This window comes from Paenibacillus sp. Paensp38 (assembly GCF_059491915.1).
Genome location: NZ_CP168516.1, coordinates 4,107,064 through 4,130,588, shown reverse-complemented (window position 1 = coordinate 4,130,588; position 23,525 = coordinate 4,107,064). Strand labels below are relative to the sequence as shown.

General features: G+C 47.8%; 25 protein-coding genes and 1 riboswitch. Of the genes, 23 read left to right on the top strand and 2 right to left on the bottom strand.

What is annotated here, in order from left to right; all coding sequences use genetic code 11:
- Positions 1–354 precede the first annotated feature (354 nt).
- Complete coding sequence (locus ACEN8J_RS18295; RefSeq protein ID WP_013369463.1) at positions 355–483, bottom strand: DUF4023 family protein; 129 nt, start codon at positions 481–483, stop codon at positions 355–357.
- A 193-nt stretch (positions 484–676) separates the two neighbouring features.
- Here ACEN8J_RS18295 and ACEN8J_RS18290 point away from each other — a divergent pair, with 193 nt between their 5' ends.
- The 11 genes from ACEN8J_RS18290 to purF all read left to right on the top strand — a co-directional run bounded on the left by ACEN8J_RS18290 (position 677) and on the right by purF (position 11,367).
- Complete coding sequence (locus ACEN8J_RS18290) at positions 677–940, top strand: DUF1294 domain-containing protein (protein ID WP_025719814.1); 264 nt, start codon at positions 677–679, stop codon at positions 938–940.
- Positions 941–1,087: 147 nt separating this feature from the next.
- On the top strand, positions 1,088–1,522 hold the full coding sequence (locus ACEN8J_RS18285; protein WP_029516040.1) for a universal stress protein: 435 nt from the start codon (positions 1,088–1,090) through the stop codon (positions 1,520–1,522).
- A gap of 350 nt (positions 1,523–1,872) precedes the next feature.
- Positions 1,873–1,974, top strand: a riboswitch (purine riboswitch).
- A gap of 148 nt (positions 1,975–2,122) precedes the next feature.
- Positions 2,123–2,608 carry a 5-(carboxyamino)imidazole ribonucleotide mutase gene (gene purE / locus ACEN8J_RS18280; protein WP_014279837.1) on the top strand — a complete coding sequence of 162 codons (486 nt, stop codon included), beginning with the start codon at positions 2,123–2,125 and terminating at the stop codon, positions 2,606–2,608.
- Complete coding sequence (gene purK / locus ACEN8J_RS18275) at positions 2,605–3,780, top strand: 5-(carboxyamino)imidazole ribonucleotide synthase (RefSeq protein ID WP_495593828.1); 1,176 nt, start codon at positions 2,605–2,607, stop codon at positions 3,778–3,780. Before purE ends, purK begins: the two co-directional genes overlap by 4 nt.
- Positions 3,781–3,782: 2 nt before the next feature.
- The gene (purB, locus tag ACEN8J_RS18270) at positions 3,783–5,081 is read left to right on the top strand and encodes an adenylosuccinate lyase (protein WP_340884366.1); all 1,299 of its coding nucleotides are present in this window, start codon (positions 3,783–3,785) and stop codon (positions 5,079–5,081) included.
- A gap of 16 nt (positions 5,082–5,097) precedes the next feature.
- Positions 5,098–5,559 carry a hypothetical protein gene (locus ACEN8J_RS18265; RefSeq protein WP_318628461.1) on the top strand — a complete coding sequence of 154 codons (462 nt, stop codon included), beginning with the start codon at positions 5,098–5,100 and terminating at the stop codon, positions 5,557–5,559.
- Positions 5,560–5,800: 241 nt separating this feature from the next.
- On the top strand, positions 5,801–6,682 hold the full coding sequence (locus tag ACEN8J_RS18260; RefSeq protein WP_029516036.1) for a phosphoribosylaminoimidazolesuccinocarboxamide synthase: 882 nt from the start codon (positions 5,801–5,803) through the stop codon (positions 6,680–6,682).
- 58 nt (positions 6,683–6,740) lie between these two features.
- Complete coding sequence (gene purS, locus ACEN8J_RS18255) at positions 6,741–6,986, top strand: phosphoribosylformylglycinamidine synthase subunit PurS (RefSeq protein ID WP_013308797.1); 246 nt, start codon at positions 6,741–6,743, stop codon at positions 6,984–6,986.
- A gap of 4 nt (positions 6,987–6,990) precedes the next feature.
- Complete coding sequence (gene purQ / locus ACEN8J_RS18250) at positions 6,991–7,680, top strand: phosphoribosylformylglycinamidine synthase subunit PurQ (RefSeq protein WP_029516035.1); 690 nt, start codon at positions 6,991–6,993, stop codon at positions 7,678–7,680.
- Positions 7,658–9,901, top strand: a complete 2,244-nt coding sequence (gene purL, locus ACEN8J_RS18245; RefSeq protein ID WP_039272360.1) for a phosphoribosylformylglycinamidine synthase subunit PurL — start codon at positions 7,658–7,660, stop codon at positions 9,899–9,901. Before purQ ends, purL begins: the two co-directional genes overlap by 23 nt.
- Positions 9,886–11,367: an amidophosphoribosyltransferase gene (gene purF, locus ACEN8J_RS18240; protein WP_029516033.1), complete on the top strand. Its 1,482-nt coding sequence runs from the start codon at positions 9,886–9,888 to the stop codon at positions 11,365–11,367. Before purL ends, purF begins: the two co-directional genes overlap by 16 nt.
- 300 nt (positions 11,368–11,667) lie before the next feature.
- Here purF and ACEN8J_RS18235 read toward each other — a convergent pair whose 3' ends face one another.
- A complete protein-coding gene (locus ACEN8J_RS18235) occupies positions 11,668–11,958 on the bottom strand; it encodes a hypothetical protein (protein WP_341038756.1) in 291 nt (96 codons plus the stop codon).
- A 126-nt stretch (positions 11,959–12,084) separates the two neighbouring features.
- On the opposite strand from ACEN8J_RS18235, the gene purM reads away from it, so the two are divergent.
- The 12 genes from purM (at position 12,085) to ACEN8J_RS18175 (ending at position 23,474) form a co-directional block, all read left to right on the top strand.
- Positions 12,085–13,125 carry a phosphoribosylformylglycinamidine cyclo-ligase gene (gene purM / locus ACEN8J_RS18230; protein ID WP_209950368.1) on the top strand — a complete coding sequence of 347 codons (1,041 nt, stop codon included), beginning with the start codon at positions 12,085–12,087 and terminating at the stop codon, positions 13,123–13,125.
- Positions 13,125–13,739 carry a phosphoribosylglycinamide formyltransferase gene (gene purN / locus ACEN8J_RS18225; RefSeq protein ID WP_209950367.1) on the top strand — a complete coding sequence of 205 codons (615 nt, stop codon included), beginning with the start codon at positions 13,125–13,127 and terminating at the stop codon, positions 13,737–13,739. The genes purM and purN overlap by 1 nt, the downstream gene beginning before the upstream one ends.
- Before the next feature lie 130 nt (positions 13,740–13,869).
- Positions 13,870–15,417, top strand: coding sequence for a bifunctional phosphoribosylaminoimidazolecarboxamide formyltransferase/IMP cyclohydrolase (gene purH / locus ACEN8J_RS18220; RefSeq protein ID WP_495593826.1), 1,548 nt, complete (start codon positions 13,870–13,872; stop codon positions 15,415–15,417).
- A 71-nt stretch (positions 15,418–15,488) separates the two neighbouring features.
- Entirely contained in the window at positions 15,489–16,754 is a 1,266-nt protein-coding gene (gene purD, locus ACEN8J_RS18215) for a phosphoribosylamine--glycine ligase (RefSeq protein WP_495593825.1), read from the top strand.
- Between the two features lie 435 nt (positions 16,755–17,189).
- Positions 17,190–17,645 carry a DinB family protein gene (locus ACEN8J_RS18210; protein WP_165150840.1) on the top strand — a complete coding sequence of 152 codons (456 nt, stop codon included), beginning with the start codon at positions 17,190–17,192 and terminating at the stop codon, positions 17,643–17,645.
- Between the two features lie 345 nt (positions 17,646–17,990).
- Positions 17,991–18,401, top strand: a complete 411-nt coding sequence (locus ACEN8J_RS18205) for a YjjG family noncanonical pyrimidine nucleotidase (protein ID WP_318628208.1) — start codon at positions 17,991–17,993, stop codon at positions 18,399–18,401.
- Positions 18,402–18,576: 175 nt separating this feature from the next.
- Positions 18,577–19,323, top strand: coding sequence for an SDR family NAD(P)-dependent oxidoreductase (locus ACEN8J_RS18200; RefSeq protein WP_165149917.1), 747 nt, complete (start codon positions 18,577–18,579; stop codon positions 19,321–19,323).
- 160 nt (positions 19,324–19,483) lie between these two features.
- Positions 19,484–19,831, top strand: coding sequence for a winged helix-turn-helix transcriptional regulator (locus tag ACEN8J_RS18195; RefSeq protein WP_019685981.1), 348 nt, complete (start codon positions 19,484–19,486; stop codon positions 19,829–19,831).
- 511 nt (positions 19,832–20,342) lie between these two features.
- On the top strand, positions 20,343–21,020 hold the full coding sequence (locus tag ACEN8J_RS18190; protein ID WP_029517156.1) for a TetR/AcrR family transcriptional regulator: 678 nt from the start codon (positions 20,343–20,345) through the stop codon (positions 21,018–21,020).
- A gap of 99 nt (positions 21,021–21,119) precedes the next feature.
- Positions 21,120–21,977 (top strand): transporter substrate-binding domain-containing protein, encoded by an 858-nt coding sequence (locus ACEN8J_RS18185; RefSeq protein ID WP_039272370.1) that lies wholly within the window; start codon positions 21,120–21,122, stop codon positions 21,975–21,977.
- A gap of 85 nt (positions 21,978–22,062) precedes the next feature.
- Complete coding sequence (locus ACEN8J_RS18180) at positions 22,063–22,710, top strand: amino acid ABC transporter permease (protein WP_495593824.1); 648 nt, start codon at positions 22,063–22,065, stop codon at positions 22,708–22,710.
- A gap of 14 nt (positions 22,711–22,724) precedes the next feature.
- Positions 22,725–23,474 carry an amino acid ABC transporter ATP-binding protein gene (locus tag ACEN8J_RS18175; RefSeq protein WP_080658616.1) on the top strand — a complete coding sequence of 250 codons (750 nt, stop codon included), beginning with the start codon at positions 22,725–22,727 and terminating at the stop codon, positions 23,472–23,474.
- Positions 23,475–23,525: the final 51 nt, after the last annotated feature.

The following is a 23,525-nucleotide window of genomic DNA, read 5'->3' as shown; positions in this document are numbered from 1 at the left end:
TCGGATTAAGTTAATATCACGAATTATAGAGTGTGAAAATGTTTTTAGTCAATATCTATGTTAGAAAATATAACTTTAAAACCAATCCATTATCAATGTAACCGCCTTATTATTGTATGGTGGGTGTATGTAGTAAGATGAACAGTCGGTTGTTTAAGGTAAAGACCACGGCTGAATAAAAAATGTTTGCAAAAACAAAACAACAAGCAGAAATCTCATAAGGAGTCTGCTTGTTGTTTTTGTTGAAAGGTGAACAACTGAGTTTACCTTTAACTTCATTCAATGAGAACGACAAGGTAAAGTTGATATTTTACGTTAATAACATGGTTCTACAGCTGAATACAGATCCCATGATCAGGGGTTTTTGCTATGCTGTTTTGTCGGCAGGCTGGCGCTGGGAGTTCCTTTTCCTTGTTTACGGTTGCGTTCTGCCTTTTTAGCATTTTCTCGCAGCTTTTCAACGTATTCATGGGTGCTTTCCATTGCAGTTCCTCCTTTAAGACGAAATAGATGCACTCGGGGATCGCCCTTATGCCACCTTACTATTTCCGCAAAAACGCTATCCAAGTCAAGGGAGGCGTTGTTTCTGTAAAAGGGGTGGGGTTATAATGAGGGGAGAACGATATATAAGGCCTAATACCTGAACTTGGTACGGTGTGCAAAAGGGGGAGAGACATTGCAGACAGGCTTGTTGGTATGGCTGCTGTTTATCAATGCAGTAGGCTATCTGGTAATGTCGGAAGATAAAAAGAGAGCACGTAAACATCGTGATCGTGTACCTGAACGGACGTTGTTTTTCCTGGCCCTGATCGGGGGAGCCTTAGGCGTGCTAATAGCCATGTACCGTAAACGCCATAAAACACGGCATATGAGTTTCAGATTAGGTATTCCGGCGTTGCTATTCATGAACGCATTGTTGTATGGTTATTTTTTAAGGTAAGGCGAGGAGTTTAGCTTCTCATAGGGAAGTTTAATGATGAGTGAGAAGACTATTCCAGCCATCCAGTGATGTCATGGAATGAACAACAACAGGAGTACATATTTCAGGCTTTGAATCAACAAACCGAATGAGGAAGAGGTGCGTATTATGCTATTTTCAAAAGTATTGCTTGCTTATGACGGTTCGGATGCATCCAACAAGGCTTTGCTGAAGGCAGCCGAATTAGTCAAGACATCATCGTCCTCGCAGCTTGAGGTGGTAACCGCATTTGATTTTCCACGGATTTTTATGGGCGAAGGTTTGGCGCCAATTCCGGCTTCGATAAATAAAGAATATTACGATTTGGCCGAACAAACTACCGAAGAAGTTAAAAAGCGGCTTGCTGAGCAAGGTGTAGATGCCAAGGTGGAGCTCATTCAAGGTTCACCAGCCGAAGTCATTTTGGATTATGCCAATGAGAATGGCTTCGATGTGATTGTGATCGGTAGCCGCGGTTTAGGTGGTATCCGTGAATTTGTATTGGGTAGCGTAAGCCACAATGTGGTGCAGCATGCGCGTATTCCTGTGCTGGTCGTAAAATAACTGAATAAGAAAGTAAAAGTCGGTTTACTGCCTGTATAGGGAGTGCCGACTTTTATTTTTGTCAGTGGAATGCGGTACGCTCGCTGTTATCAGGATAGGTAATAGATAGCTAAACGTAATACAATAGTCCTGACCTGTGGGTATATAAGGGTGTTGATTTTGTTAAACACGAACATTCTATTGCATGATTATTGTAATGTTCGTTTTCAAGTTGACATAAGGTGTAGGGAATTGTTAAACTAGGAAGTGTATTGTCGATAAAAAATGAACTTTAGGTACAATTTAATAAGGTACACATGTTTGAGCCGAAACAGACCGCGATCATACTTGTAAAGAATATCGTCGGGTATGGAATAGGCACAATGCTAACTCGTATAATGCCGGGGATATGGCCCGGAAGTTTCTACCTGGAAACCTTAAATTTCCGGACTACGGGAGACATACGGCTGAAGCCGCATTGGATGCGGTGGAAGAGGCTTGCTTTTGGCTTGCCTTTAAGAGGCTCTGTCGTTTGTTTTTTCGTAGTCCGGTGTCTTGAAAATAACGTTATTTTCGAGTGCCGGATTTTTGGCGCTTATTGATAAACAGGGAGTGAAGGACATGTCAGTGCAGGTCGCTGTCATTATGGGCAGCACATCAGACTGGGACACCATGCAGCATGCATGTGCTGTGCTGGACGAGCTTGAAATCGGATATGAGAAAAAGGTAGTTTCAGCCCATCGTACACCGGATTTAATGTTTCGTTTTGCAGAAGAGGCCGCCGGGCGTGGATTAAAGGTCATTATTGCTGGAGCGGGTGGGGCAGCGCATTTGCCAGGGATGGTGGCTGCGAAGACATCCTTGCCAGTCATTGGTGTGCCTGTCCAGTCGAAGGCTCTGAATGGTCTAGACTCCTTGCTCTCCATTGTGCAGATGCCGGGTGGTATTCCGGTTGCCACTGTGGCAATCGGTAAGGCAGGCGCTACGAATGCAGGGCTGCTGGCCGCACAAATATTAGGCGCTTTTGACGAAAAGATAAGTCAGCGGGTTGTGGCAAGACGCGACCGTATCCGTGATGAGGTGCTGGAAGGCAGTGACTCACTATGAATGAGGCATGTGAATCTGCAGGTCGCATCCGTCCTCCAGGTACAACGATTGGACTTCTAGGAGGCGGACAGCTGGGCAGAATGCTTGTGCTAGCAGGGACAAACCTAGGATATCGTTTTGTGACGCTGGACCCTGCACCTGATAGCCCGTGTGGACAGGTGTCAGAACAAATCCGTGCTGCCTATGATGATGAGCTTGCGGCCAGAGAGTTGGCTGGTCGGTGCGATGTGATCACGTATGAGTTTGAAAATGTGGACGCAGATGTGGCTGCACTTTTGGAACAGGAATCCAGCGTGCCGCAAGGCAGCAGTCTTTTGTACACAACACAGCATCGTCTTCGTGAAAAGCGTTCTATTGAAGTTGCTGGTGTCCCTGTCGCTCCGTATCGTGAAATTAGTAGTCCTGCGGATATGGCCCAAGCGGTAGCTGAACTGGGTGTACCGTGTGTGCTCAAGACAGCAGTCGGTGGTTATGATGGCAAGGGACAAGTGGTCATTCGCCAACCGGAGGAAGCCTTAGCTGCCTACGAACAATTGGCAGGAGACGGTGCGGAACTGGTATTGGAACAGTTCATTCGTTTTCGCTGCGAAATCTCGGTGATTGTAGCTCGCAGCACGAACGGTGAAGCTAAAGCCTTTCCACCTGCGGAAAACATTCACGTGAACAACATTTTGCACACGTCGATTGTACCTGCGCGCGTGCCAGAACCTGTTCAGGAGGAAGCGCGAAAGTTAGCGCTGGCTGTGGCAGAGTCGCTGGGTGCGGTGGGACTGCTCGCTGTGGAGATGTTTGTCACCGAAGACGGACAATTGTACGTTAATGAGTTGGCACCACGACCGCATAACTCCGGTCATTACACGATGGAGGCATGCGCCACGTCGCAATTCGAGCAGCACATACGTGCGATTTGCGGTTTACCCTTGGGCAGCACGAAGCTGCTGACTTCCGTCGTGATGGTCAATGTGCTAGGTGAGCATTTGGAGGATGTGGTTCGGCGGTTTGTGCAATCGGATGTTGAAGCTGAAAGGTTGGATGTTGTACCCAAGCTGCATTTGTATGGAAAAAGTGAAGCCAAGCCAGGCCGAAAGATGGGACATATTAATCTACTGTGCCAGGATGCGGAACAAGCGCTGGAATGGATTGAACAAACCAATATTTGGGGGGATAAATAGTCATGATCGAACGCTATAGCAGACCGGAAATGAGAGCGATTTGGACGGAAGAAAATAAATTTAAAGCGTGGCTGGAAGTAGAGCTGTGTGCCTGTGAAGCTTGGGCGGAATTAGGGGTTATTCCAAAAGAGGATACTGTGGCTCTACGTAAGAATGCAAGTTTTGATATTGAACGGATATATGAAATTGAGCAGGAGACAAGACATGATGTTATTGCTTTTACTCGCACGGTGTCTGAAAGTCTTGGAGATGAGCGCAAATGGGTACATTACGGTCTAACCTCTACAGACGTAGTTGATACGGCACTGGGCTACCTGTTAAAGCAGGCGAATGAAATCCTGGAACGCGATATCTTGAATTTTATTGAAATTTTGAAGGAAAAGGCATTGGCTTACAAGCATACACCAATGATGGGACGTACACATGGAGTGCATGCCGAGCCGACCACATTCGGACTGAAGATGGGATTGTGGTACGAGGAAATGAAGCGCAATCTGGAACGCTTTCGTTTTGCCGCTGACCAAGTACAATACGGTAAAATGTCCGGTGCAGTTGGGACATACGCCAACATTGACCCGTCTGTAGAAGAATTTGTATGCCGCAAGCTGGGTACCAAGCCTGCACCGATTTCTACACAGACGCTACAGCGCGACCGTCATGCCGAATACATGGCAACGTTAGCGTTGATCGCCACATCGTTGGACAAATTTGCTACAGAAGTCCGTGCTCTGCAAAAGAGTGAATTCCGTGAGGTGGAGGAAGCCTTTGCCAAGGGTCAAAAAGGATCTTCCGCGATGCCGCATAAACGCAATCCGATCGGAAGTGAAAACATCTCCGGTCTGGCACGTGTGATTCGCGGGCATATGGTATCGGCGTATGAGAACGTAACCCTATGGCATGAACGCGACATTTCGCATTCTTCCGTAGAACGCATTATTCTGCCGGATGCCACGATGCTGTTGAACTACATGCTGAACCGCTTTGGCAATATCGTGAAAAATCTGACGGTCTTCCCTGAAAATATGAAGCGCAATATGGCGCGTACGTACGGCGTACCGTTCTCCGGTCGTATTATGACGAAGCTGATCGATAAAGGCTTTAGTCGTGAAAAAGCCTACGATACCGTGCAGCCGCGTGCTATGCAGGCGTGGGAAGAGCAACGCCAGTTCCGCGATATCGTCGAGGCGACCCCGGAAATTACTGCCGTGCTCAGCGCAGACGAAATCGAGGATGCTTTTAACCCAGCCTGGCATCTGAAGAACGTGGATACGATCTTCAAAAAGCTGGGATTAGGGGAGTAGGAGGGAAGGTTGCTGCGTGGTGAGGCCGCTCTGCGAACGGATCATTCTTCCGATTGCTGTTGCCCCTGGATTCCTGAATTGGAAAACCTGCAAAGGTTGGAATCCAGAGGCAAAGGCAAGCGCTAATGCTTCTCCAGAACGATTCCGTCCGCTCCGCTGCTTCCAGCACCAACCTTCGTGTGGGAGCAGAACTTGGGAAGGTGCGGCACATAAGATGCCGCACCTCCCCAAAGGCGATGGAAAAGCGCGTTCCACTGCTTTCTATCGCAGGCAACGTTCTCGGGAGGGCTGCCGAATTTGCGCAGCAAACAGCCCGCTGCCCTCCCGAGAACGCGCAGGCTCAAGAAGTGAAGCCTTGAGCCACCGTATCCGTGCGCAGCGTAACACATGCGCACAACAGGCGAAGCCAGAATGCTCGCTGCACGGCATGCCGTGCTACGGCCACGGGCCGAATGGTATTGCGGCGGCATACGCGTAAAAACGCTATTTTGTACCGACGTAAAAGCGTTGCTGGATGAAAGCTTGTGCCAACAAGCCTTCATCCGGCGAAACGCGCTCATACCACTCGAGTCACATAATAAACGCCCTCACCCGGCTCACCAGCCAACCTTGCGGGAGTCCCGAGGGCAGCAGCCCTGGGAGTTCTCCCTGAGGGGAGGATTTAGGAGGGGCAAAGGTTGATTTAGGAGGGGCAACTTCTATGAAAGAGGTGTAATGAAATGTCATTGTCTACTGCCGAAGGTCTGATCCATGCGCCGCTCTTGTACAAAGGCAAGGTGCGTGAACTGTATGATCTCGGAGAGCATTTTCTGATTGTCGTGACGGACCGAATTTCGGCTTTTGATTATGTGTTAGAGCCACCCGTGCCCGAAAAGGGAAATGTGCTGAATAAGCTCAGCGCTTTCTGGTTTGAGCAGACGAAAGACTTGTTGGAAAACCATGTCGTGCACACTGATGTGAACAAGCTCGGGCATGTGATCGACGAACAGAATAAAGAGTTGCTGAAGGACCGGATCATGGTCACGCTGAAGGCTGAACGCATCGACATTGAGTGTGTGGTGCGCGGATATATTACCGGAGGCGGCTGGCGTCAGTATGAGCAGAACGGTGAGGTGAACGGCATTCCATTGCCAGAGGGGCTACGTAAAAATGAGCGCTTTCCCAAGCCTTTATTTACACCAGCTGCAAAAAATGATGTTGGACACGACGAGGACATTTCACTTCATCAAATGAAAGAACTGGTCGGGGTGGAACTAACAGGTGAGCTTGAGGAAAAGAGCTTGGCGTTGTACGAATTTGCACGTGCTTTCTGCGAGAAGCGGGGGATTATTTTAGCCGATTGCAAGTTTGAGTTTGGTCTTGTTAACGGTAAGGTGATTCTGATTGACGAGATTTTCACGCCAGATTCATCCCGTTTTTGGGCCCAGGAAAAGTATGAGCTGGATGTTGAGATTGACAGCATGGACAAGGAGCCGGTACGAAGCTATTTGGCATCATCTGGTTGGGACAAGAATAGCGAGCCCGATCCATTGCCTGCTGAGGTCGTAGAAGAAACAACTGCAAGATATACGGATATTTGGCGGCGTCTGACGGCACAGTAAATAGTAATCATAATTCAACCAATAGGATTCACTCATTCGGAGGAGGAACTGAAGGAACATGATGAAAGCAACAGTCTATGTCACGATTAAGCAAAGCGTTTTGGACCCGCAGGGGGTTGCGGTGCAAGGCGCACTGCATTCTATGGGTTTCGGAGAAGTGGACAGCGTCAGAATTGGTAAGTATATGGAATTGAATCTGGATACAACAGACCGCGAGAGTGCTGAAAAGCGCATCATTGAGATGTGTGAAAAGCTGTTGGCCAACACGGTCATTGAAGACTACCGCTACGAACTGGAGGGCTGATTCCATGAAATTTGCAGTTCTGGTTTTTCCGGGCTCCAACTGTGATATTGACTGCTATAAGGCGGTAGAGGACACGGTCGGTGAACCTGTCGATTATGTTTGGCATACTGCGACGGATCTGTCGCCTTATGATTGTATTCTTGTTCCAGGAGGCTTCTCCTACGGGGATTACCTGCGTTGCGGCGCGATTTCCCGGTTTGCTCCAGTGATGAAGGAAGTTGCGAAAGCGGCTGCCGAGGGCAAATATATTTTGGGTATTTGCAACGGTTTTCAAATTCTGACCGAAGCCGGTCTGTTGCCAGGGGCTTTACGCCGTAATCTGTCGATGAAATTCCTATGCCGGGATACGGTGTTGCAGGTTGCGAATAACCAAACACCTTTTACTAAAGATTACGCTGCTGGTGAAAAGATCGTCATTCCGATCGCACACGGCGAAGGCAACTATTACTGTGATGATGAGACGCTGGCTCGCTTGCAGGCGAATAACCAGATCGTATTTACGTATAAAGATAATCCAAACGGTTCCATGACGGATATCGCAGGGATTTGTAATGAACAAGGAAACGTGCTGGGCATGATGCCTCACCCTGAACGCGCGGTGGACGCATTGCTCGGAACGGATGACGGCAAACGTATGTTTACATCTATTTTGAACGCATGGAGGGATCGACATGGCGCAGCAAGTGTCCGCTAAGGAACCAACGGCAGAGCAGGTTGCCGAGCATAAACTGTACCAGCAGATGGGTGTGTCGGATAGCGAATATGCGTTGATCTGTGAATTCATGGGACGTCAGCCGAATTATACGGAGATTGGTGTATTCAGTGTCATGTGGTCAGAGCATTGTGCTTACAAAAACTCCAAGCCGTTATTGCGTCGTTTTCCAACGAGCGGTCCACGAGTGCTGATGGGACCCGGCGAGGGCGCAGGCATTGTAGATATCGGTGATAACCAAGCGGTTGTATTTAAAATCGAAAGCCATAACCATCCGTCGGCTGTGGAGCCTTTTCAAGGGGCAGCGACTGGGGTAGGCGGTATCATCCGTGATATTTTCTCCATGGGTGCAAGACCCGTTGCGGTGTTGAACTCTCTGCGTTTTGGCAAGCTGGAGAGCGACCGTGTGAAATATTTGTTCGAGCATGTGGTATCTGGTATTGCGGGCTACGGGAACTGTATCGGTATTCCGACTGTAGGTGGCGAGGTTGTATTTGATGAAAGCTACGAAGGCAACCCGCTCGTTAATGCAATGTGTGTCGGACTGATTGACCATGATAAAATCCAGCGTGGTGTTGCTAAAGGGGTCGGTAACCCGGTGTTCTATGTGGGCCCACCGACAGGTCGTGATGGGATTCACGGAGCGACATTCGCATCGGTTGAGCTGACAGAAGAATCTGAAGCGAACCGGACTGCGGTTCAAGTAGGCGATCCTTTTATGGAGAAGCTGGTTATGGAATCATGTCTGGAACTGATCGATAGTGGTATTGTGCTGGGTATTCAGGATATGGGTGCCGCAGGACTTACCTGCTCCAGCGCGGAGATGGCGAGTAAAGCTGGCAACGGCCTGGAGCTGTATCTGGATCAGGTACCGCAGCGTGAAGAGGGTATGACACCTTATGAAATGATGCTGTCTGAATCACAAGAACGGATGCTGTTCGTAGTAGAGCCTAAGGATGAAGCACAGGCACTGGAAATTTTCGAGCGCTGGGGCGTTATTTGTGCCAAGGTCGGTAAAGTGACGGATGACGGTCGTTTGCGTTTGTTCCATCACAATGAAGTGGTCGGAGATATGCCAGTGACGGCACTGGTTGATGAATGCCCGATTTATGACAAGCCTTCCGAAATCCCCGCTTATTATGAGCAAAATGCTGCTATTGACACACTTCGTTATGCAGAAGTGACAGATTTGAACGGTGCGCTGAAAAAGGTGCTGTCTTCACCAAGTGTAGCTAGTAAGAAATGGGTATACGAGCAGTATGACTACATGGTTCGCACGAGTACAGCCGTTCGTCCGGGATCGGATGCAGCTGTAGTAACCGTGCGTGGAACTCGTAAGGGGCTCGCCATGACGACAGATTGTAACGGACGTTATGTATACCTGGATCCAGAGGTAGGCGGACGGATTGCAGTTAGCGAAGCAGCACGTAACATTGTATGTTCTGGCGGCGAGCCTTTGGCGATTACAGATAACCTGAACTTCGGTAACCCTGAAAAGCCGGATATTTTCTGGCAAATGGAAAAAGCCGTAGATGGTATGGCTGAAGCTTGCCGTGTACTGGATACACCTGTTATCGGGGGTAATGTCAGCTTGTACAACGAAAATACCAAAGGCTCCATCTATCCGACGCCTGTTGTTGGTATGGTAGGTCTGGTACATGATACAGATCATATTACGACACAAGGCTTCAAAGCCGAGGGTGATGTGATTTTCTTGGTGGGGGAAACGAAAGCCGAGCTGGGTGGCAGTGAGTTCCAAGCTGTCGTACACGGTGTATCCGAGGGACGCCCTCCTGAGCTGGATTTGAACGTAGAGAAAAAACTGTTGACTGCGGTACTGGGAGCGATTCAGGGCGGATTGGTACAATCTGCGCATGATTTGGCAGAGGGCGGATTGGCTGTAGCGCTTGCGGAATCCGGGATTAGCGGCGGATTGGGAGCACAGGTCAACGTAGAAACGACTTTGCGTCCTGACCATGCTTTGTTTAGCGAAAGCCAATCCCGTATTTTGTTATCTGCATCGCCGGATAAAGCGTCTGCGCTGGAAGCACATCTACGTGGTTTGGAAGTGCCAGTTACCGTATTAGGAAAAGTTGAAGGATCACAATTGACAGTTGAGGTGAACGGACAACCCGCTTTGAACGAGGCAGTCGCCAGTTTGAAGCAAATCTGGGAGGATGTCATTCCATGTCTGATGAAATAACAGCACGGACGTTGTGGACTGGAGATTATTATAATGAAGGCTCTGGTAAAGAGGGGCTGTTTGATAAATTAAAAGAGGAATGCGGCGTATTCGGTGTGTATAGACACTCCGATGCCGCTTCCCTAGCATATTACGGATTGCATGCGCTCCAGCATCGTGGGGAGGAAAGTGCAGGCATCTGTGTGAGCAGTGGTGACGAGTTCCATTATCATCGTGGTATGGGTCTTGTAAAAGAAGTATTCAATAAAGATTTGATGGCTTCGCTGACAGGCGATATTGCCATAGGACATGTGCGCTACTCGACAAGTGGAGACAGTAAGCTGACGAATGCACAGCCTTTGGTGTTCAAGTATCGTGATGGCGATTTGGCAGTAGCGACGAACGGGAATATAGTGAATGCTTTGCAAATCCGGCATGAGCTGGAGCAGGGCGGGTCTATTTTTCAAACGACCAGCGATACAGAAGTAGTAGCACATTTGATCGCACGATCGTCCAAGGATTTGGTGGAGGCCGCTAAGGATGCATTGAAGCGTATTGTCGGCGGGTTTGCTTTCCTTATTATGACCAACGACAAGCTGCTCGTGGCTTCCGACCCCAATGGTCTGCGTCCAATCACGATGGGCAGACTGGGAGATGCTTATCTGTTCGCATCCGAGTCTTGTGCCCTGGAAACGATTGGGGCAGAGTTGCTGCGCGATATCGAACCGGGTGAGCTGTTGGTGTTGGACAAAAATGGACTGCATGAAGATCGTTACACGGAAGAAAAGCACCGTAAAGCGCTATGTGCGATGGAATATATTTATTTTGCCCGGCCTGACAGTGACTTGAATGGTTCTAATCTTCATGCTGCACGCAAAAGAATGGGCAGCCAGATGGCGCTGGAAGCTTTTGTTGATGCAGATTTGGTTACCGGTGTACCGGACTCCAGTATTTCGGCTGCGATTGGTTATGCAGAGCAGACAGGTATTCCTTATGAGCTGGGCATGATTAAAAATAAATACACTGGACGTACCTTCATTCAGCCGAGTCAGGAGCTGCGCGAGCAGGGTGTGAAAATGAAGCTGAGCGCTGTACGCCGCGTTGTTGAAGGTAAACGAGTCATTATGATCGACGATTCTATCGTCCGGGGCACTACATCCCGTCGAATCGTGAATATGCTGCGTGATGCGGGAGCGTTGGAGGTACATGTACGTATTACCTCGCCGCCTTTCAAAAACCCGTGCTTCTACGGTATTGACACGCCGGATCGCCGGGAACTGATTGCTTCATCTAAAACCGTCGAGGAAATTCGTGAGGAAATTAACGCGGATTCGCTTTACTTTATGAGCGCCGAGGGTTTGATTGCCGCTGTAGGTGGATATAACGAACAGGATTACAAAGGCGGCTTGTGCCTAGCTTGTTTCGATAATGATTACCCGACTCAGGTAGATTTCAAAGGCGAAGAGAAGTTCGGATGTAGTTGTTAGTATAGGGAACAAAAGAGGTACTAGCGCCATATAATGCGGTTCTGAGGGGGCTACTCCGCGTGTGGAAGGTTCTTACTATCGCTGTTGCCGCTGGATTCCTGGATTGAAATAATCCCTTACAGGGTTGGAATCCAGCTGCAAAGGCGAACGCTTTCGCTTCTCCAGAATCCTTCCACCCGCTGCGTTTCTCAGGTATGCAGCATTATTGCAGCAGTGCCTGTACCTCTTTGGTTCCCACCAAGAAGAGGATAGGTAAGGCAGTTAAAAACTCATGGCATAACTATTTCATGCCATGAGTTTTTAGCGGAGCGGTGACTCGTAAAAAGTCACCCTGCTCTTGTAAGGTTGAGCCGCGAAGCGAAGCTCAATAGCAGGCAAGGCAAAGCTGCCTGCCTCAAAGGGCAAAGAAGTAAGCCGCCCGTTGGCGCTGCTCACTTCTTTGCCCGGCACGTCCCCGCCTTTGCGAAGCAAACAGCCCGGGACGTGCCCCCGCCGCCGTGAAGGCGGCAACGCACCAAAGCGTGTCCTTGTGAATTGCGGGAATGCCCCGCAATTCACAAAGGAAAGCACGCGACTCACAGCACGAACCATACACCAAGCAGCACCCAACCCTACGCATCTGACCGACTCTTGAGAGGTCCAGGGGGAGCAGCCCCATGGAATCCTCTCTGTTAGGGAGGACTTAGGAGGGTCAATCATTTGAAGGAGTGTTCATGAATGTCCGAAGCATACAAAAATGCAGGGGTAGATATCGCTGCCGGTAATGAAGCAGTAGAACGGATGAAAAAGCACGTTAAACGTACCTTCCGTCCCGAAGTGCTGACGGACTTGGGCGGATTCGGTGCGTTGTTCGGCCTGAATAAGGATAAGTACGAGGAGCCTGTACTCGTTTCCGGTACCGATGGTGTCGGCACGAAGCTGAAGCTTGCTTTCGCAATGGATCGTCATGACACCATTGGTATTGACGCGGTTGCGATGTGTGTAAACGACATTGTCGTCGGGGGCGCGGAGCCACTCTTTTTTCTGGATTACCTCGCTTGTGACAAGGTTGTGCCCGAGAAAATTGAAGCTATAGTCGCTGGAATCGCAGAGGGATGCCATCAATCGGGCTGTGCGCTGGTCGGCGGTGAAACCGCAGAAATGCCAGGGATGTATAGCGAGGGTGAATATGATATTGCCGGATTCACGGTAGGGATTGTAGATAAAAGTAAAATCATCAACGGCAGCTCCGTTGCCCCTGGAGATACCGTTATTGGGCTGGCCTCCAGTGGAGTTCACAGTAATGGCTTCTCACTGGTTCGCAAGCTGTTATTGGAACAGCAGGGCTATGATTTGCATGATGAAATCGAAGGCTTAAACGGCAAACTGGGCGATGTACTGCTGGAGCCGACGAAAATTTACGTGAAATCCGTTTTGGCATTGCTGGACAAGGTAAAAGTAAAAGGTATGGCGCATATCACAGGTGGTGGTTTTATTGAAAATATCCCAAGAGTGTTACCGGATCACGTCAATGTGGATATTGAATACGGCACTTGGCCGATTTTGCCAATCTTCCAGCTCATGCAGGAAAAAGGTGCAATCTCCAACAGAGACATGTTCACAACCTTTAATATGGGGATTGGCATGGTAATCGTTGTAGGCGAAGAGCATGCACAGACTGCACTGGAAGTTCTGAAGGAACAGGGCGAAGCTGCCTATGTGATCGGAAAAGTAACGGAAGGCAGTTCTATCGTGACCTTTACGGGAGCCGAGGTGTAATGAACGAGTACCGGATTGCTGTTTTTGCATCAGGCGAAGGGACGAATTTTCAGTCACTGGTGGATGCCGCTGCGCGAGGAGAACTGGGCGATGCCTCGGTAGAATTGCTCATCTGTGACAAGCCTGCGGCTCCTGCCGTAGCTAGAGCACAGAAAGCTGGAGTTGCGTGCCATACCTTTCGACCCAAGGAATATCCTTCTCGAGAAGACTATGAGCGTGAACTGGTGGCTTTACTGGAGCAGAAATCAATTGATCTCATCGTGTTAGCTGGCTACATGCGTTTGCTATCCAGCGTCATGGTCGATGCCTACGCAGGAAAAATCATTAATATTCATCCGTCACTACTTCCGGCATTTCCAGGGAAAGATGCTGTTGGACAGGCATTGACCTATGGTGTCAAGGTAAGTGGCGTCACCGTTCATTTTGTGGACGGGGGCATGGATACGGGAGCTATTATTGCCCAGCGTGTCGTGGAGGTTAGCGACCATGATACTGCGGAATCCTTATCCGCAGCCATTCAATCCGTAGAACGTCAGCTATATCCAGAAGTAGTTGGCAAATTGGCCCAAGGCAAAATCCAATTAAATGGTCGCAAAGTGATTTCACTTCTCTAAGAATGATTGTAATTTGTCATATCATTGTTATATCAAGGATGCTGTACAGGCATTTTCCGATATTTCTCGGGAAATAAAATGATAAAAGAGAATTTTGCAAAATTCTGAAAGAGCTAAAGGAGGAGACAGGGTGAGTATTAAAAGAGCGCTCGTCAGCGTATCGGATAAGCGAGGGATCGTGGAATTTTGCCGCGAGTTGTCCAAATTGGGTGTGGAGATCGTTTCGACAGGGGGAACGAGCAGCTTGTTGTCGAAGGAGGGCATTCCTGTCATCGGCATTTCCGAGGTAACGGGTTTTCCTGAAATTATGGATGGACGTGTTAAAACACTCCACCCTGCGGTACACAGCGGCTTGCTGGCTGTTCGGGATAATGAAGAGCATCAGCGTCAGATGAAAGAGCTTGGATTGGGTTATATTGATCTGGTCGTTGTGAATCTGTATCCTTTTGCGGAAACGATTGCCAAACCCGGTGTAACTTATGAGGACGCGATTGAAAATATCGACATCGGCGGTCCAACGATGCTTCGTTCTGCGGCAAAAAATCATGCTTTTGTCAGTGTGGTGGTTGATGCTGATGACTATAGCACAGTGTTGGAGGAAATCCGTAAGGATGGCGATACGGAGCTGAATACCCGTAAGCGTTTGGCTGCAAAAGTGTTCCGCCATACGGCGTCATACGACGCTTTGATATCCGATTATTTGTCGAATGTGACAGGTGAGCCGTTGCCTGAGCGTTACACTGTAACCTATGAAAAAATCCAGGATTTGCGTTATGGCGAAAATCCGCATCAGCAGGCGGCATTTTACCGTGAGCCATTGGCGGCAAAGGGTACACTGACAACAGCGAAACAACTTCACGGCAAAGAGCTGTCTTACAATAACATCAATGATGCTAATGCAGCTTTGCAAATTGTCAAAGAATTCAGCGAACCTACAGTAGTAGCAGTTAAGCATATGAATCCTTGCGGTGTGGGAATTGGCGGCAGTATTTATGAAGCGTACAGCAAGGCGTATGCAGCTGATCCAACCTCGATTTTTGGCGGCATCGTAGCGGCTAACCGGATTATTGATGGTGATACAGCAAATAAGCTGAGTGAAATCTTTTTGGAAATTGTACTGGCACCGGGCTTTACGAAAGAAGCTTTGGAGATTTTAACGAAAAAGAAAAATATTCGTTTGCTTGATTTGGGTGAGCTTTCCCGGTCTGAACAGGCAGAGAGCCGTTTCGTCGTGACTTCCATTGAAGGCGGCATGGTCGTTCAGCAAAATGACATTCACGCTGTAGACTCGGATGCACTTATAGTTGTAACGGAGCGGGCACCATCCGAGGAAGAACTGAAACAGCTTTTGTTTAGCTGGAAAGTGGTTAAGCATGTGAAATCCAACGCCATCGTACTGGCGGCAGATAATATGACCATTGGCGTAGGCGCTGGACAAATGAACCGTGTCGGTGCGGCCAAGATTGCTATCGAGCAGGCTGGTGACAAAGCAAAAGGTGCCGTACTGGCATCCGATGCATTTTTCCCGATGGGCGATACATTGGAGTTGGCGGCTAAAGCAGGCATCACGGCAGTTATTCAGCCCGGCGGCTCCATCAAAGACGAAGAGTCCATCAAGGTTGCTAACGAATACGGCATTGCCATGGTCTTTACAGGCGTACGTCATTTCAAGCACTAACTTGTATGAGTTGAGGATGCAGCAGCATTTTCACCTGAACAATCTTAATGGGAGCGGGAGGAATCACCTGAATGGATATTTTGGTTATCGGAGGGGGCGGCCGCGAACATGCAATTGTGTGGTCGCTGAAGAAAAGCCCCAAGGCCGGACAAATCTATTGCGCACCAGGCAATGCTGGTATCGGACAGTTAGCGGAGTGTGTGCCGATTCCGGTGAGTGACTTTGACGCGCTGACAGAACTGGCGGAATCCAAAAAGGTCGGACTTGTCGTGGTTGGCCCCGATGATCCGCTGGCAGATGGCATTGTGGATGCTTTTGAAGCGAAAGGCATTCCCGTATTCGGACCGCGTAAAAATGCAGCGGAAATTGAAGGTAGCAAAATCTTCATGAAGGATTTGCTCCATAAATATCATATTCCAACAGCCACCTATCGCAAGTTTTATACTTACGAGGAAGCACATGCATACTTGAAGGAGCAACCGATCCCGGTCGTCATTAAGGCAGACGGACTGGCGGCAGGCAAAGGGGTAACGGTCGCTTACTCGATGGAGGAAGCGGAAAAGGCTCTCTCTGACATTATGGTGGCCAAGGTGTTTGGCGAAGCCGGGGCACAAGTCGTGATTGAGGAGTTTCTGGCTGGTCAGGAAATGTCGATTCTCTCCTTTGTCGATGGTGAAACGGTTCGTCCGATGGCCGCGGCGCAAGACCACAAGCCTATTTTTGATAATGACAAAGGGCCAAATACAGGCGGCATGGGTACGTATTCTCCATTGCCTCACATAGCCAATTCCATTATTGAGGAAGCTATTGAGACGATTATTAAGCCGACGGCCAAGGCCATGGTTGCTGAAGGGCGTCCATTCCGAGGTGTATTATTTGCCGGATTGATGATTTCGCCGGACGGCAAGCCGAAGACCATTGAGTTTAATGCACGTTTCGGTGATCCGGAAACTCAAGTAGTTCTGCCTCGTTTGAAATCCGATCTGCTCGATATTTTTCTCGCTGCTGTAAATGGCACGCTGGATCAGGTGGAGATTGAGTGGAAGGATGAAGCGGCGGTGTGCGTGGTGCTGGCATCCGGAGGTTATCCTGCAGCTTACGCCAAAGGCGTACCTATCCACGGATTGGAACAGGTAGACGAAGCTATTGTATTCCATGCTGGAACGGGCATCAACGAACAGGGTGAGTGGGTAACGAACGGAGGACGCGTACTAGGCGTGGTTGGCTTGGGGCGTGACATTGCCGAGGCACGTGACAAAGCTTACGAACAGGCGGATCGTATTACCTTTGAAGGTAAACAAAACCGTACGGATATTGCGGCAAAAGCATTGCTGTAGCAGCAACATATAGGATAAAGAGAACCTCTGTGGAGGTTCTCTTTTTGTTTAAAGAAAATAAAGTTGTAGACTGAGCAAATAAAGCGTTTTCTTAGTGCTTGGATTAATATAAGGCTCCTTTAGAAGCACTACATGCTACCCGCGTATGTTCTTTAATTAATATTTGGCGCTGGAGCTTCCTTTTTTATTGAACTCCCATGAAAGTTAAAGCAGCTAAAAACCCGAAAAAGACAATAACAAAATAGACCTAGCCAAATGATTTTTTTTAAAAAAGGCACTGCCTGAGAAGAGTTATGAAATTAAAGTATCAAAGATTTTTCAAGGCTGAACGTAAAAATGAGGCTGGTGTAAAGGTTGTTTTAGTTCATTTAAATGCTTAAACTAACGGTTAATAGTAGGTTCAAGTAATCGATGAGACGAAGAGGGGAAACCGAAATGAAGACGATCAAGTGCATGATGGACCACCTGTACTGGGCGGACGGACGCATCCTGGACGCGCTCGAGAAGAGTGAGACGAAGAACAAGGACCTTCTGAAGCTGGTTCGGCACGTCGCGGTCGCGGAACGAGTCTGGCTGTCCCGATTGCCGGGCAAGGGCAGCGCCCAATATTCGTTGTGGGAGGAAGCAGAAGACCTGACGGCGATCCGGACGATGTTCGAAGAAAACGCCGAGCAATATCGCGTCTATATCGAAGGACTTGAGGAATCCGAGTTGGACGAGATGATCGACTATGCGAATCAGAGCGGGGTTCCGTTCCAAACGTCCGTCCGGGACATCCTGTCACAGGTCCTCTTACATGGGCAATATCACCGGGGACAGATCAACCGGGCGCTTCGGATCGAATCGGTAGAGCCTGTCCAAGTCGATTACATCACGTTCGCGAGGCTCTAACAGGGCCTAATAATCACCATTATTCGGAATGGGATTGGCATTGAACGACGGGTACGATATCTCAACAAATTGCTTTTACCATATAAGAGCAACATGCTAATGTATATTAGCAGACGATGATGTTTTATAAGTGATAAGAACCTACACTGCCTTATTTAGGATCAAAGAGAGCCCATACCCTTATAAATTGGAAAATTCATTTGCTTCCAAATACGGTTATGGGCTTATTTACTTTTCATAAGCACTACACCACATTAGACTGCCGGTACTTGTTTAAGCTAACGGGCAGGATAGTTCAAATACGTGGTATCATGTGGTGAGTAATTAATGGAGCCCTCTTTTACAATGTTGAGAATGAGGGAAATCGTGGTCGGCTTGGAATGGGAAGGTTTGTATAGAGAATTGTTGGGAGATGGAAACCAATTGCTTATGGAAGGCGCAATGGATGTCTGTCATCGCTTATCAAAGACCCATCGAATGTTCGTAATCACGTATGGTATCACTCACACGCAAATCAAACGCTTGAAGCAGTCTGGGCTATATAAGTTTTTCGAGGATATCTTTGATTCGCAAAGCATTGGTTATCAAAAACCGAAGGGAGAATTTTTCAATTACGTCATAAGTCATATTTCAGATGGTGGTCTTCAGTCGGGCATTGACACCTGTTGGGTCAACAGAACCGGACAAAGAAGTCCGGCAGAAATTAAAAGCACATATACAATCTCAAACTTAATGGAGCTCACTTCCATCTGTTAGGCTGTAAAAACAAACGCTTGTGCCGCCTCAATTATCACTTTTTGGTGACTATATCACAAAAAAGTGGGTACTGTTTTTCTTGTAACTTTTCCCCCATACTATCGTTCATAGGAGGTTCATGAAGCAGACAGAGCATCCTATACCATATAAATCATTATAAAAGGAGTGTAATAGAATGGGGAAATTTGACGGGAAGGTAGCAGTTGTAACCGGAGGTACAAGCGGCATCGGTCTCGCGTCGGCACAACAGTTCGTAAAAGAAGGGGCTTACGTTTTTATCACGGGACGCAGACAACGTGAACTGGATGAAGCAGTAAAGCAGATCGGAAAGAATGTTACAGGTGTCCGAGGTGACATATCTAAATCGGAAGATCTAGATATATTATTTGAAACAGTTAAGCGAGAAAAGGGACACTTGGACATTCTCTTTGCAAATGCCGGACTAGGGTCATTGCTTCCATTAGGAGAAATTACAGAAGCACAATACTACAAGACTTTCGATGTCAACGTGAAAGGAACCATCTTTACAGTACAAAAGGCATTAGCTTTGTTTCCAAATAAAAGAGGTTCGATTATTCTAACGGGATCCACTGCTGGCTCGACGGGAATGCCAGCGTTTAGTATCTATGGTGCATCCAAGGCAGCGATCAGACAGCTCGTCCGCAGCTGGATTCTTGATATGAGAGGGACCGAAATTCGTATAAACATCCTTAGTCCGGGAACAATCGTAACGCCGGCGTACGATGAGTTATTTGGCTCTGAACTAGATCATTTACTGGAACAGGCAAAAAATGATATTCCGCTCGGCAGAGTGGGGCAGGTTGAAGAGATCTCCAATGCTGTCATGTTCCTAGCCTCTAATGAAAGCAGCTATATGAACGGCGTTGAATTATTCGTAGATGGCGGAGTAGCTCAAGTTTAACCAGGACATAGTAATTTTCAAACGACAAAGATTTTTAAATCAACTTAAAGGCGATTGTATTATCCCCTCCATGTAACGTTCAATTTTTCCTTCAGTGATCCTTGAAGGATCAAGCGATACATGAAGGGGATATTCTTAGATCGGGAGATGGTGTATTGATATGAAAACATTTTTCTGTGAACTGGAAGTTACACTAGAGGTTATCGGAGGAAAGTGGAAGGGGCTTGTTCTGTACTATTTAATAAAAGGACCTAAACGGACGGGAGAGCTTAAGCGACTCGTTCATAATATATCGCAAAAGATGCTGATTCAAACTCTTCGGGAACTGGAAACAGACGGATTAATTCGCAGAAAGATGTACAATCAGGTACCGCCTAAGGTGGAATATTCAACGACGGAACTGGGTCAATCACTTGAACCCATTTTGAGATCGCTTTGTGATTGGGGGGGGAATTACGCAGAGCAATCCTTCGCTCCGGGCGAGATTGAGATTTTGTATCTGGATTAACTGTCGGGGGACAAGAGCATAGTCCCATTTGAAGTCGCTATTTTAGCGGCTTTTTTGTTTTATCGTTTTACGTTGATGTTTTCGAGTGATGAGCAATATTCTAGTACAGGTTACTTCGTAATTAACAAGATGCACTACAAAACTAAGGACACAAAACTTGTCTCAGAGATTAATAAGTACGTCTTGGATTATGGCAAAAGCATCATGCCCCAGCTGTTGCCAGGAGTCTGAGCAAACAAGTAAGCGGTTGAGGCTAATGACAGAACCCATTACGCTAACGAGAAACGTTAGTTTAATAAAACAGCGGTAGTCTGAGACTGCCGCTGTCTTTTTTGTTGGCGCCAGTCTAATACTTATTTTATGGGATCTGTCGGTTTTTAAAATTTAAAAGCCGCTTGGAGCAGCAAAACTTTATTTTCTTCTGACACTTTTTTCTTTGACAAAAGTATACTTATCCTATAGGATTAAAAATACAAAACTGACTGACTGATCAATCGGGAGGAGGAAATCCATGCAGCCACGGAAGGCGAAGCAGTCCGAGATTGACTCAAATGACCAACCTGCTGAGCATGCGGGAGAAGAAACAGACCGCAGAACACAGCTTCTTCACATTGCATTAAAGCGGTTCGCCGAGCAGGGTTACCACCAAACGAAGATTTCAGATATCGTGGTAGAGGCGGGAGTAGCCCAAGGCACGTTTTATTGGCATTTTAAAAGCAAAGAGGCACTGGCGCTGGAGATTATCGCCACCGGTCGTGAACAACTACTGTCAGCGATTGGACAGGGATATCGCCGTGATGCGGGAACGCTGGCTGATATGGTTAAGGCTTCGGAAGCGCTGTTTGTTCGATTATTTGATTTTGCATTGGAGAACCGCTATCTGATGGGGTTGCTGCTGATCGGCAGCGGTGTCGATGAACCGGTGCGCCAGAGTATCCGAGAGACAAGGGCTGCGATGGAGCTGGCATTCCGGCGCAATATGGAAAGAGCGATCGAGCTGAACATGTTGCCTGCTGAATTGGATGTCGAATTAAGGGCGGCACTACTCATGAGCATGATCGAAGGTGTCATTACACGCTGGCTATTCGGTTCAGAGGGAACACATGACCACATCACGCAGATAACTGCTAAAAGATTGGCAGAAGAAGCGGCTAATTTTGAATTTTACGGATTATTAGGTCAAAGCTAGAGGGTCAACATCGCATGAATGGGTAGTTGGCAACAAATAATATAGCCAAATCACATATATGAACTCAATCATTTACATCCAGACAGGAGAGAAGGATACATGAAAACACGTAAAAAAGGGTTCTTGGTAACTATACTTATGGCTCTGGCATTGTTCAGCCTTGTGCTGAGCGCTTGCGGTACTAAGCCAGAAGCTTCTAATACTAGCAATGGAGCGGGTAGCAGTAATGTGGCAGCGAGTAACCAGCTCGAAGCAATCAAAAAGGCTGGTGTAATGAAGGTAGGCATGATGGGCACCTATCCGCCGTACAATTTTTTGAACGATAACAAGGAATTGGACGGATTTGATGTAGATATTGCCAAAGAATTGGCGAAGCGGATTGGAGTGAAACCGGAGTTCACGGCACAAGAATTTTCGGGACTGGTTCCAAGTTTGCAAAAGAAAAAATTCGATGCAGTGATTAGTCAGGTGACGATTACAGAGGATCGTAAGAAGGCCATTGACTTCACAGAGCCTTATATCACAAACAATGTAAACATTATCGTAAACAGCAAAACAAATGATATTACCAAGCTGGAGGACTTTAAAGGCAAAACCATTGGTGTCGGCCTGGGAACGAATGATGAATCTTATCTGCGGAATGAGGTACTGCCGAAGGTAGGCGATTTTGAGATTAAAACGTATGATGATGTCATTACTTCCTTGAAGGATCTAAACTCTGGACGTATTGACGCAACCATTAACAATCTGTATGCTCTCAAGCCCATTATCGATAAAAACGGGTTTCAAATTAAAGCCGTAGGCGAGCCAATTAAATCGGATCAAGCGGGTGTAGCCATTAACCAGAAAACTCCTGAGCTCAAAGAAGCCTTGAATAAGGCTTTGAAGGAAATGAAGGAAGACGGCACTTACAAAACAATTTTCAAAAAATGGTTTGGCGAGGAGCCAAAAGAATAACGTAAGCCTGTTAGAGGCGTCTGGCTCCAGTCTTGGCTTTTAAGCTGACATGGGGCCACTCGTCTGAAAGAAGGGGATATAACCGATGCTTGAATTAATGTGGGAGAACGTCCCTTTTTTATTAAAGGGCGCTTATTATACGCTATATATTACGATTGTCTCTATGTTTTTTGGCCTAATCCTTGGTTTGGTTGTTGCTGTGGCCCGGTTGAAGGGGAGTCGACCCGTTCGATGGCTGGCGCGCATGTATGTATCGATCATTCGGGGAACGCCGGTTTTAGTGCAGATTGCGGTCATTTATTATGGACTGGATGATTATGGAATATCATTCGGATCGCTGACAGCTGCTTGTCTGGCACTCAGTATTAATACAGGTGCGTACTTGTCGGAGACGTTCCGTGGAGCTATTTTGGCCGTACCCCAGGGACAGACTGAGGCAGCTTATGCGACGGGAATGTCGCCCGGTCAAACGATGTGGCGTATTATTCTTCCTCAGGCGGTACGCATTGCAATTGCACCGATGGGGAATACATTTGTGGGTATGCTTAAAGAAACATCGCTGGTGTCGGTGATCGGGGTCAGTGAATTGATGCGACAGGCCCAGCTTTTACAAGCACAGTATTTGCTCTACATGCCGTTTCTGCTCGAAATTGGCCTGATGTACTGGATTATGAGCATTGGATTCTCCGCTATACTGGAGCGGGTGGAAAAGCGTCTGGCTCGAGCTTATTAAGGTGGAGATGATAGATGATGATAACAACAAACGGTTTAGGTAAACGATTCGGACAGGTAGAGGTTCTGAAAAGCATTGATTTTCAGGTTGCCGCTCGTGAAATCGTCGTATTACTCGGCCCGAGCGGTTCAGGTAAAAGTACCTTGCTGCGGTGCCTGAACGGTCTAGAAGAGCTGTCTTCCGGCAAGTTTGAGGTGAATGGGATTGAGGTCGATGCTACAGCTCCCGTTCGTATCCGCCAAGCAGCCATTCGTGATATTCGCAAACAGACGGGGATGGTGTTCCAGCAATTCAATCTGTATCCGCACAAAACCGCCATCGGCAATGTCATTGAAGGACTGCTGACCGTAAAAAAAATGCCGCGCGACAAGGCTATGTCCATCGGACAACGGTTGTTGGAGCGGGTGGGGTTATCGGACAAGCAGGATGTACATCCTTCACGTCTGTCCGGTGGACAGCAGCAACGGGTAGCCATTGCGCGTGCGCTGGCGATGGACCCGACGATTATGCTGTTCGACGAGCCGACATCGGCGCTTGATCCCGAGCTGGTAGGGGAAGTGCTGGGTGTTATGCGAGAATTGGCTCAAGACGGGATGACGATGGTCGTGGTTACCCATGAGATGAAATTTGCTCGTGAGGTGGCGGACAAGGTCGTATTTATGGCAGATGGTATCATTTTGGAGGAGGCAGCGCCACAGGCGTTTTTTGATACTCCCCAGCATGAGAGAACACAGAAATTTTTACGCCAAATCAGTGAATTTTAAAATAAGATCGAGGATGAATCATAGATTATTAAAATGGAAAGAAGGCCTTTG

Excerpts from the sequence above, each read along its gene's own strand:
- ACEN8J_RS18185 (WP_039272370.1), top strand. The coding sequence starts at position 21,120 with ATGAAAACACGTAAAAAAGGGTTCTTGGTAACTATACTTATGGCTCTG.
- purE (WP_014279837.1), top strand. The coding sequence starts at position 2,123 with ATGTCAGTGCAGGTCGCTGTCATTATGGGCAGCACATCAGACTGGGAC.
- ACEN8J_RS18175 (WP_080658616.1), top strand. The coding sequence starts at position 22,725 with ATGATGATAACAACAAACGGTTTAGGTAAACGATTCGGACAGGTAGAG.
- purM (WP_209950368.1), top strand. The coding sequence starts at position 12,085 with ATGTCCGAAGCATACAAAAATGCAGGGGTAGATATCGCTGCCGGTAAT.
- purN (WP_209950367.1), top strand. The coding sequence starts at position 13,125 with ATGAACGAGTACCGGATTGCTGTTTTTGCATCAGGCGAAGGGACGAAT.
- ACEN8J_RS18260 (WP_029516036.1), top strand. The coding sequence starts at position 5,801 with ATGTCATTGTCTACTGCCGAAGGTCTGATCCATGCGCCGCTCTTGTAC.
- ACEN8J_RS18205 (WP_318628208.1), top strand. The coding sequence starts at position 17,991 with ATGTTGAGAATGAGGGAAATCGTGGTCGGCTTGGAATGGGAAGGTTTG.
- purQ (WP_029516035.1), top strand. The coding sequence starts at position 6,991 with ATGAAATTTGCAGTTCTGGTTTTTCCGGGCTCCAACTGTGATATTGAC.
- ACEN8J_RS18180 (WP_495593824.1), top strand. The coding sequence starts at position 22,063 with ATGCTTGAATTAATGTGGGAGAACGTCCCTTTTTTATTAAAGGGCGCT.
- ACEN8J_RS18190 (WP_029517156.1), top strand. The coding sequence starts at position 20,343 with ATGCAGCCACGGAAGGCGAAGCAGTCCGAGATTGACTCAAATGACCAA.
- ACEN8J_RS18295 (WP_013369463.1), bottom strand. The coding sequence starts at position 483 with ATGGAAAGCACCCATGAATACGTTGAAAAGCTGCGAGAAAATGCTAAA.
- ACEN8J_RS18200 (WP_165149917.1), top strand. The coding sequence starts at position 18,577 with ATGGGGAAATTTGACGGGAAGGTAGCAGTTGTAACCGGAGGTACAAGC.
- ACEN8J_RS18195 (WP_019685981.1), top strand. The coding sequence starts at position 19,484 with ATGAAAACATTTTTCTGTGAACTGGAAGTTACACTAGAGGTTATCGGA.
- purF (WP_029516033.1), top strand. The coding sequence starts at position 9,886 with ATGTCTGATGAAATAACAGCACGGACGTTGTGGACTGGAGATTATTAT.
- purL (WP_039272360.1), top strand. The coding sequence starts at position 7,658 with ATGGCGCAGCAAGTGTCCGCTAAGGAACCAACGGCAGAGCAGGTTGCC.
- purK (WP_495593828.1), top strand. The coding sequence starts at position 2,605 with ATGAATGAGGCATGTGAATCTGCAGGTCGCATCCGTCCTCCAGGTACA.
- purB (WP_340884366.1), top strand. The coding sequence starts at position 3,783 with ATGATCGAACGCTATAGCAGACCGGAAATGAGAGCGATTTGGACGGAA.
- ACEN8J_RS18285 (WP_029516040.1), top strand. The coding sequence starts at position 1,088 with ATGCTATTTTCAAAAGTATTGCTTGCTTATGACGGTTCGGATGCATCC.
- ACEN8J_RS18235 (WP_341038756.1), bottom strand. The coding sequence starts at position 11,958 with ATGGTTCGTGCTGTGAGTCGCGTGCTTTCCTTTGTGAATTGCGGGGCA.
- purD (WP_495593825.1), top strand. The coding sequence starts at position 15,489 with ATGGATATTTTGGTTATCGGAGGGGGCGGCCGCGAACATGCAATTGTG.
- ACEN8J_RS18210 (WP_165150840.1), top strand. The coding sequence starts at position 17,190 with ATGAAGACGATCAAGTGCATGATGGACCACCTGTACTGGGCGGACGGA.
- purS (WP_013308797.1), top strand. The coding sequence starts at position 6,741 with ATGATGAAAGCAACAGTCTATGTCACGATTAAGCAAAGCGTTTTGGAC.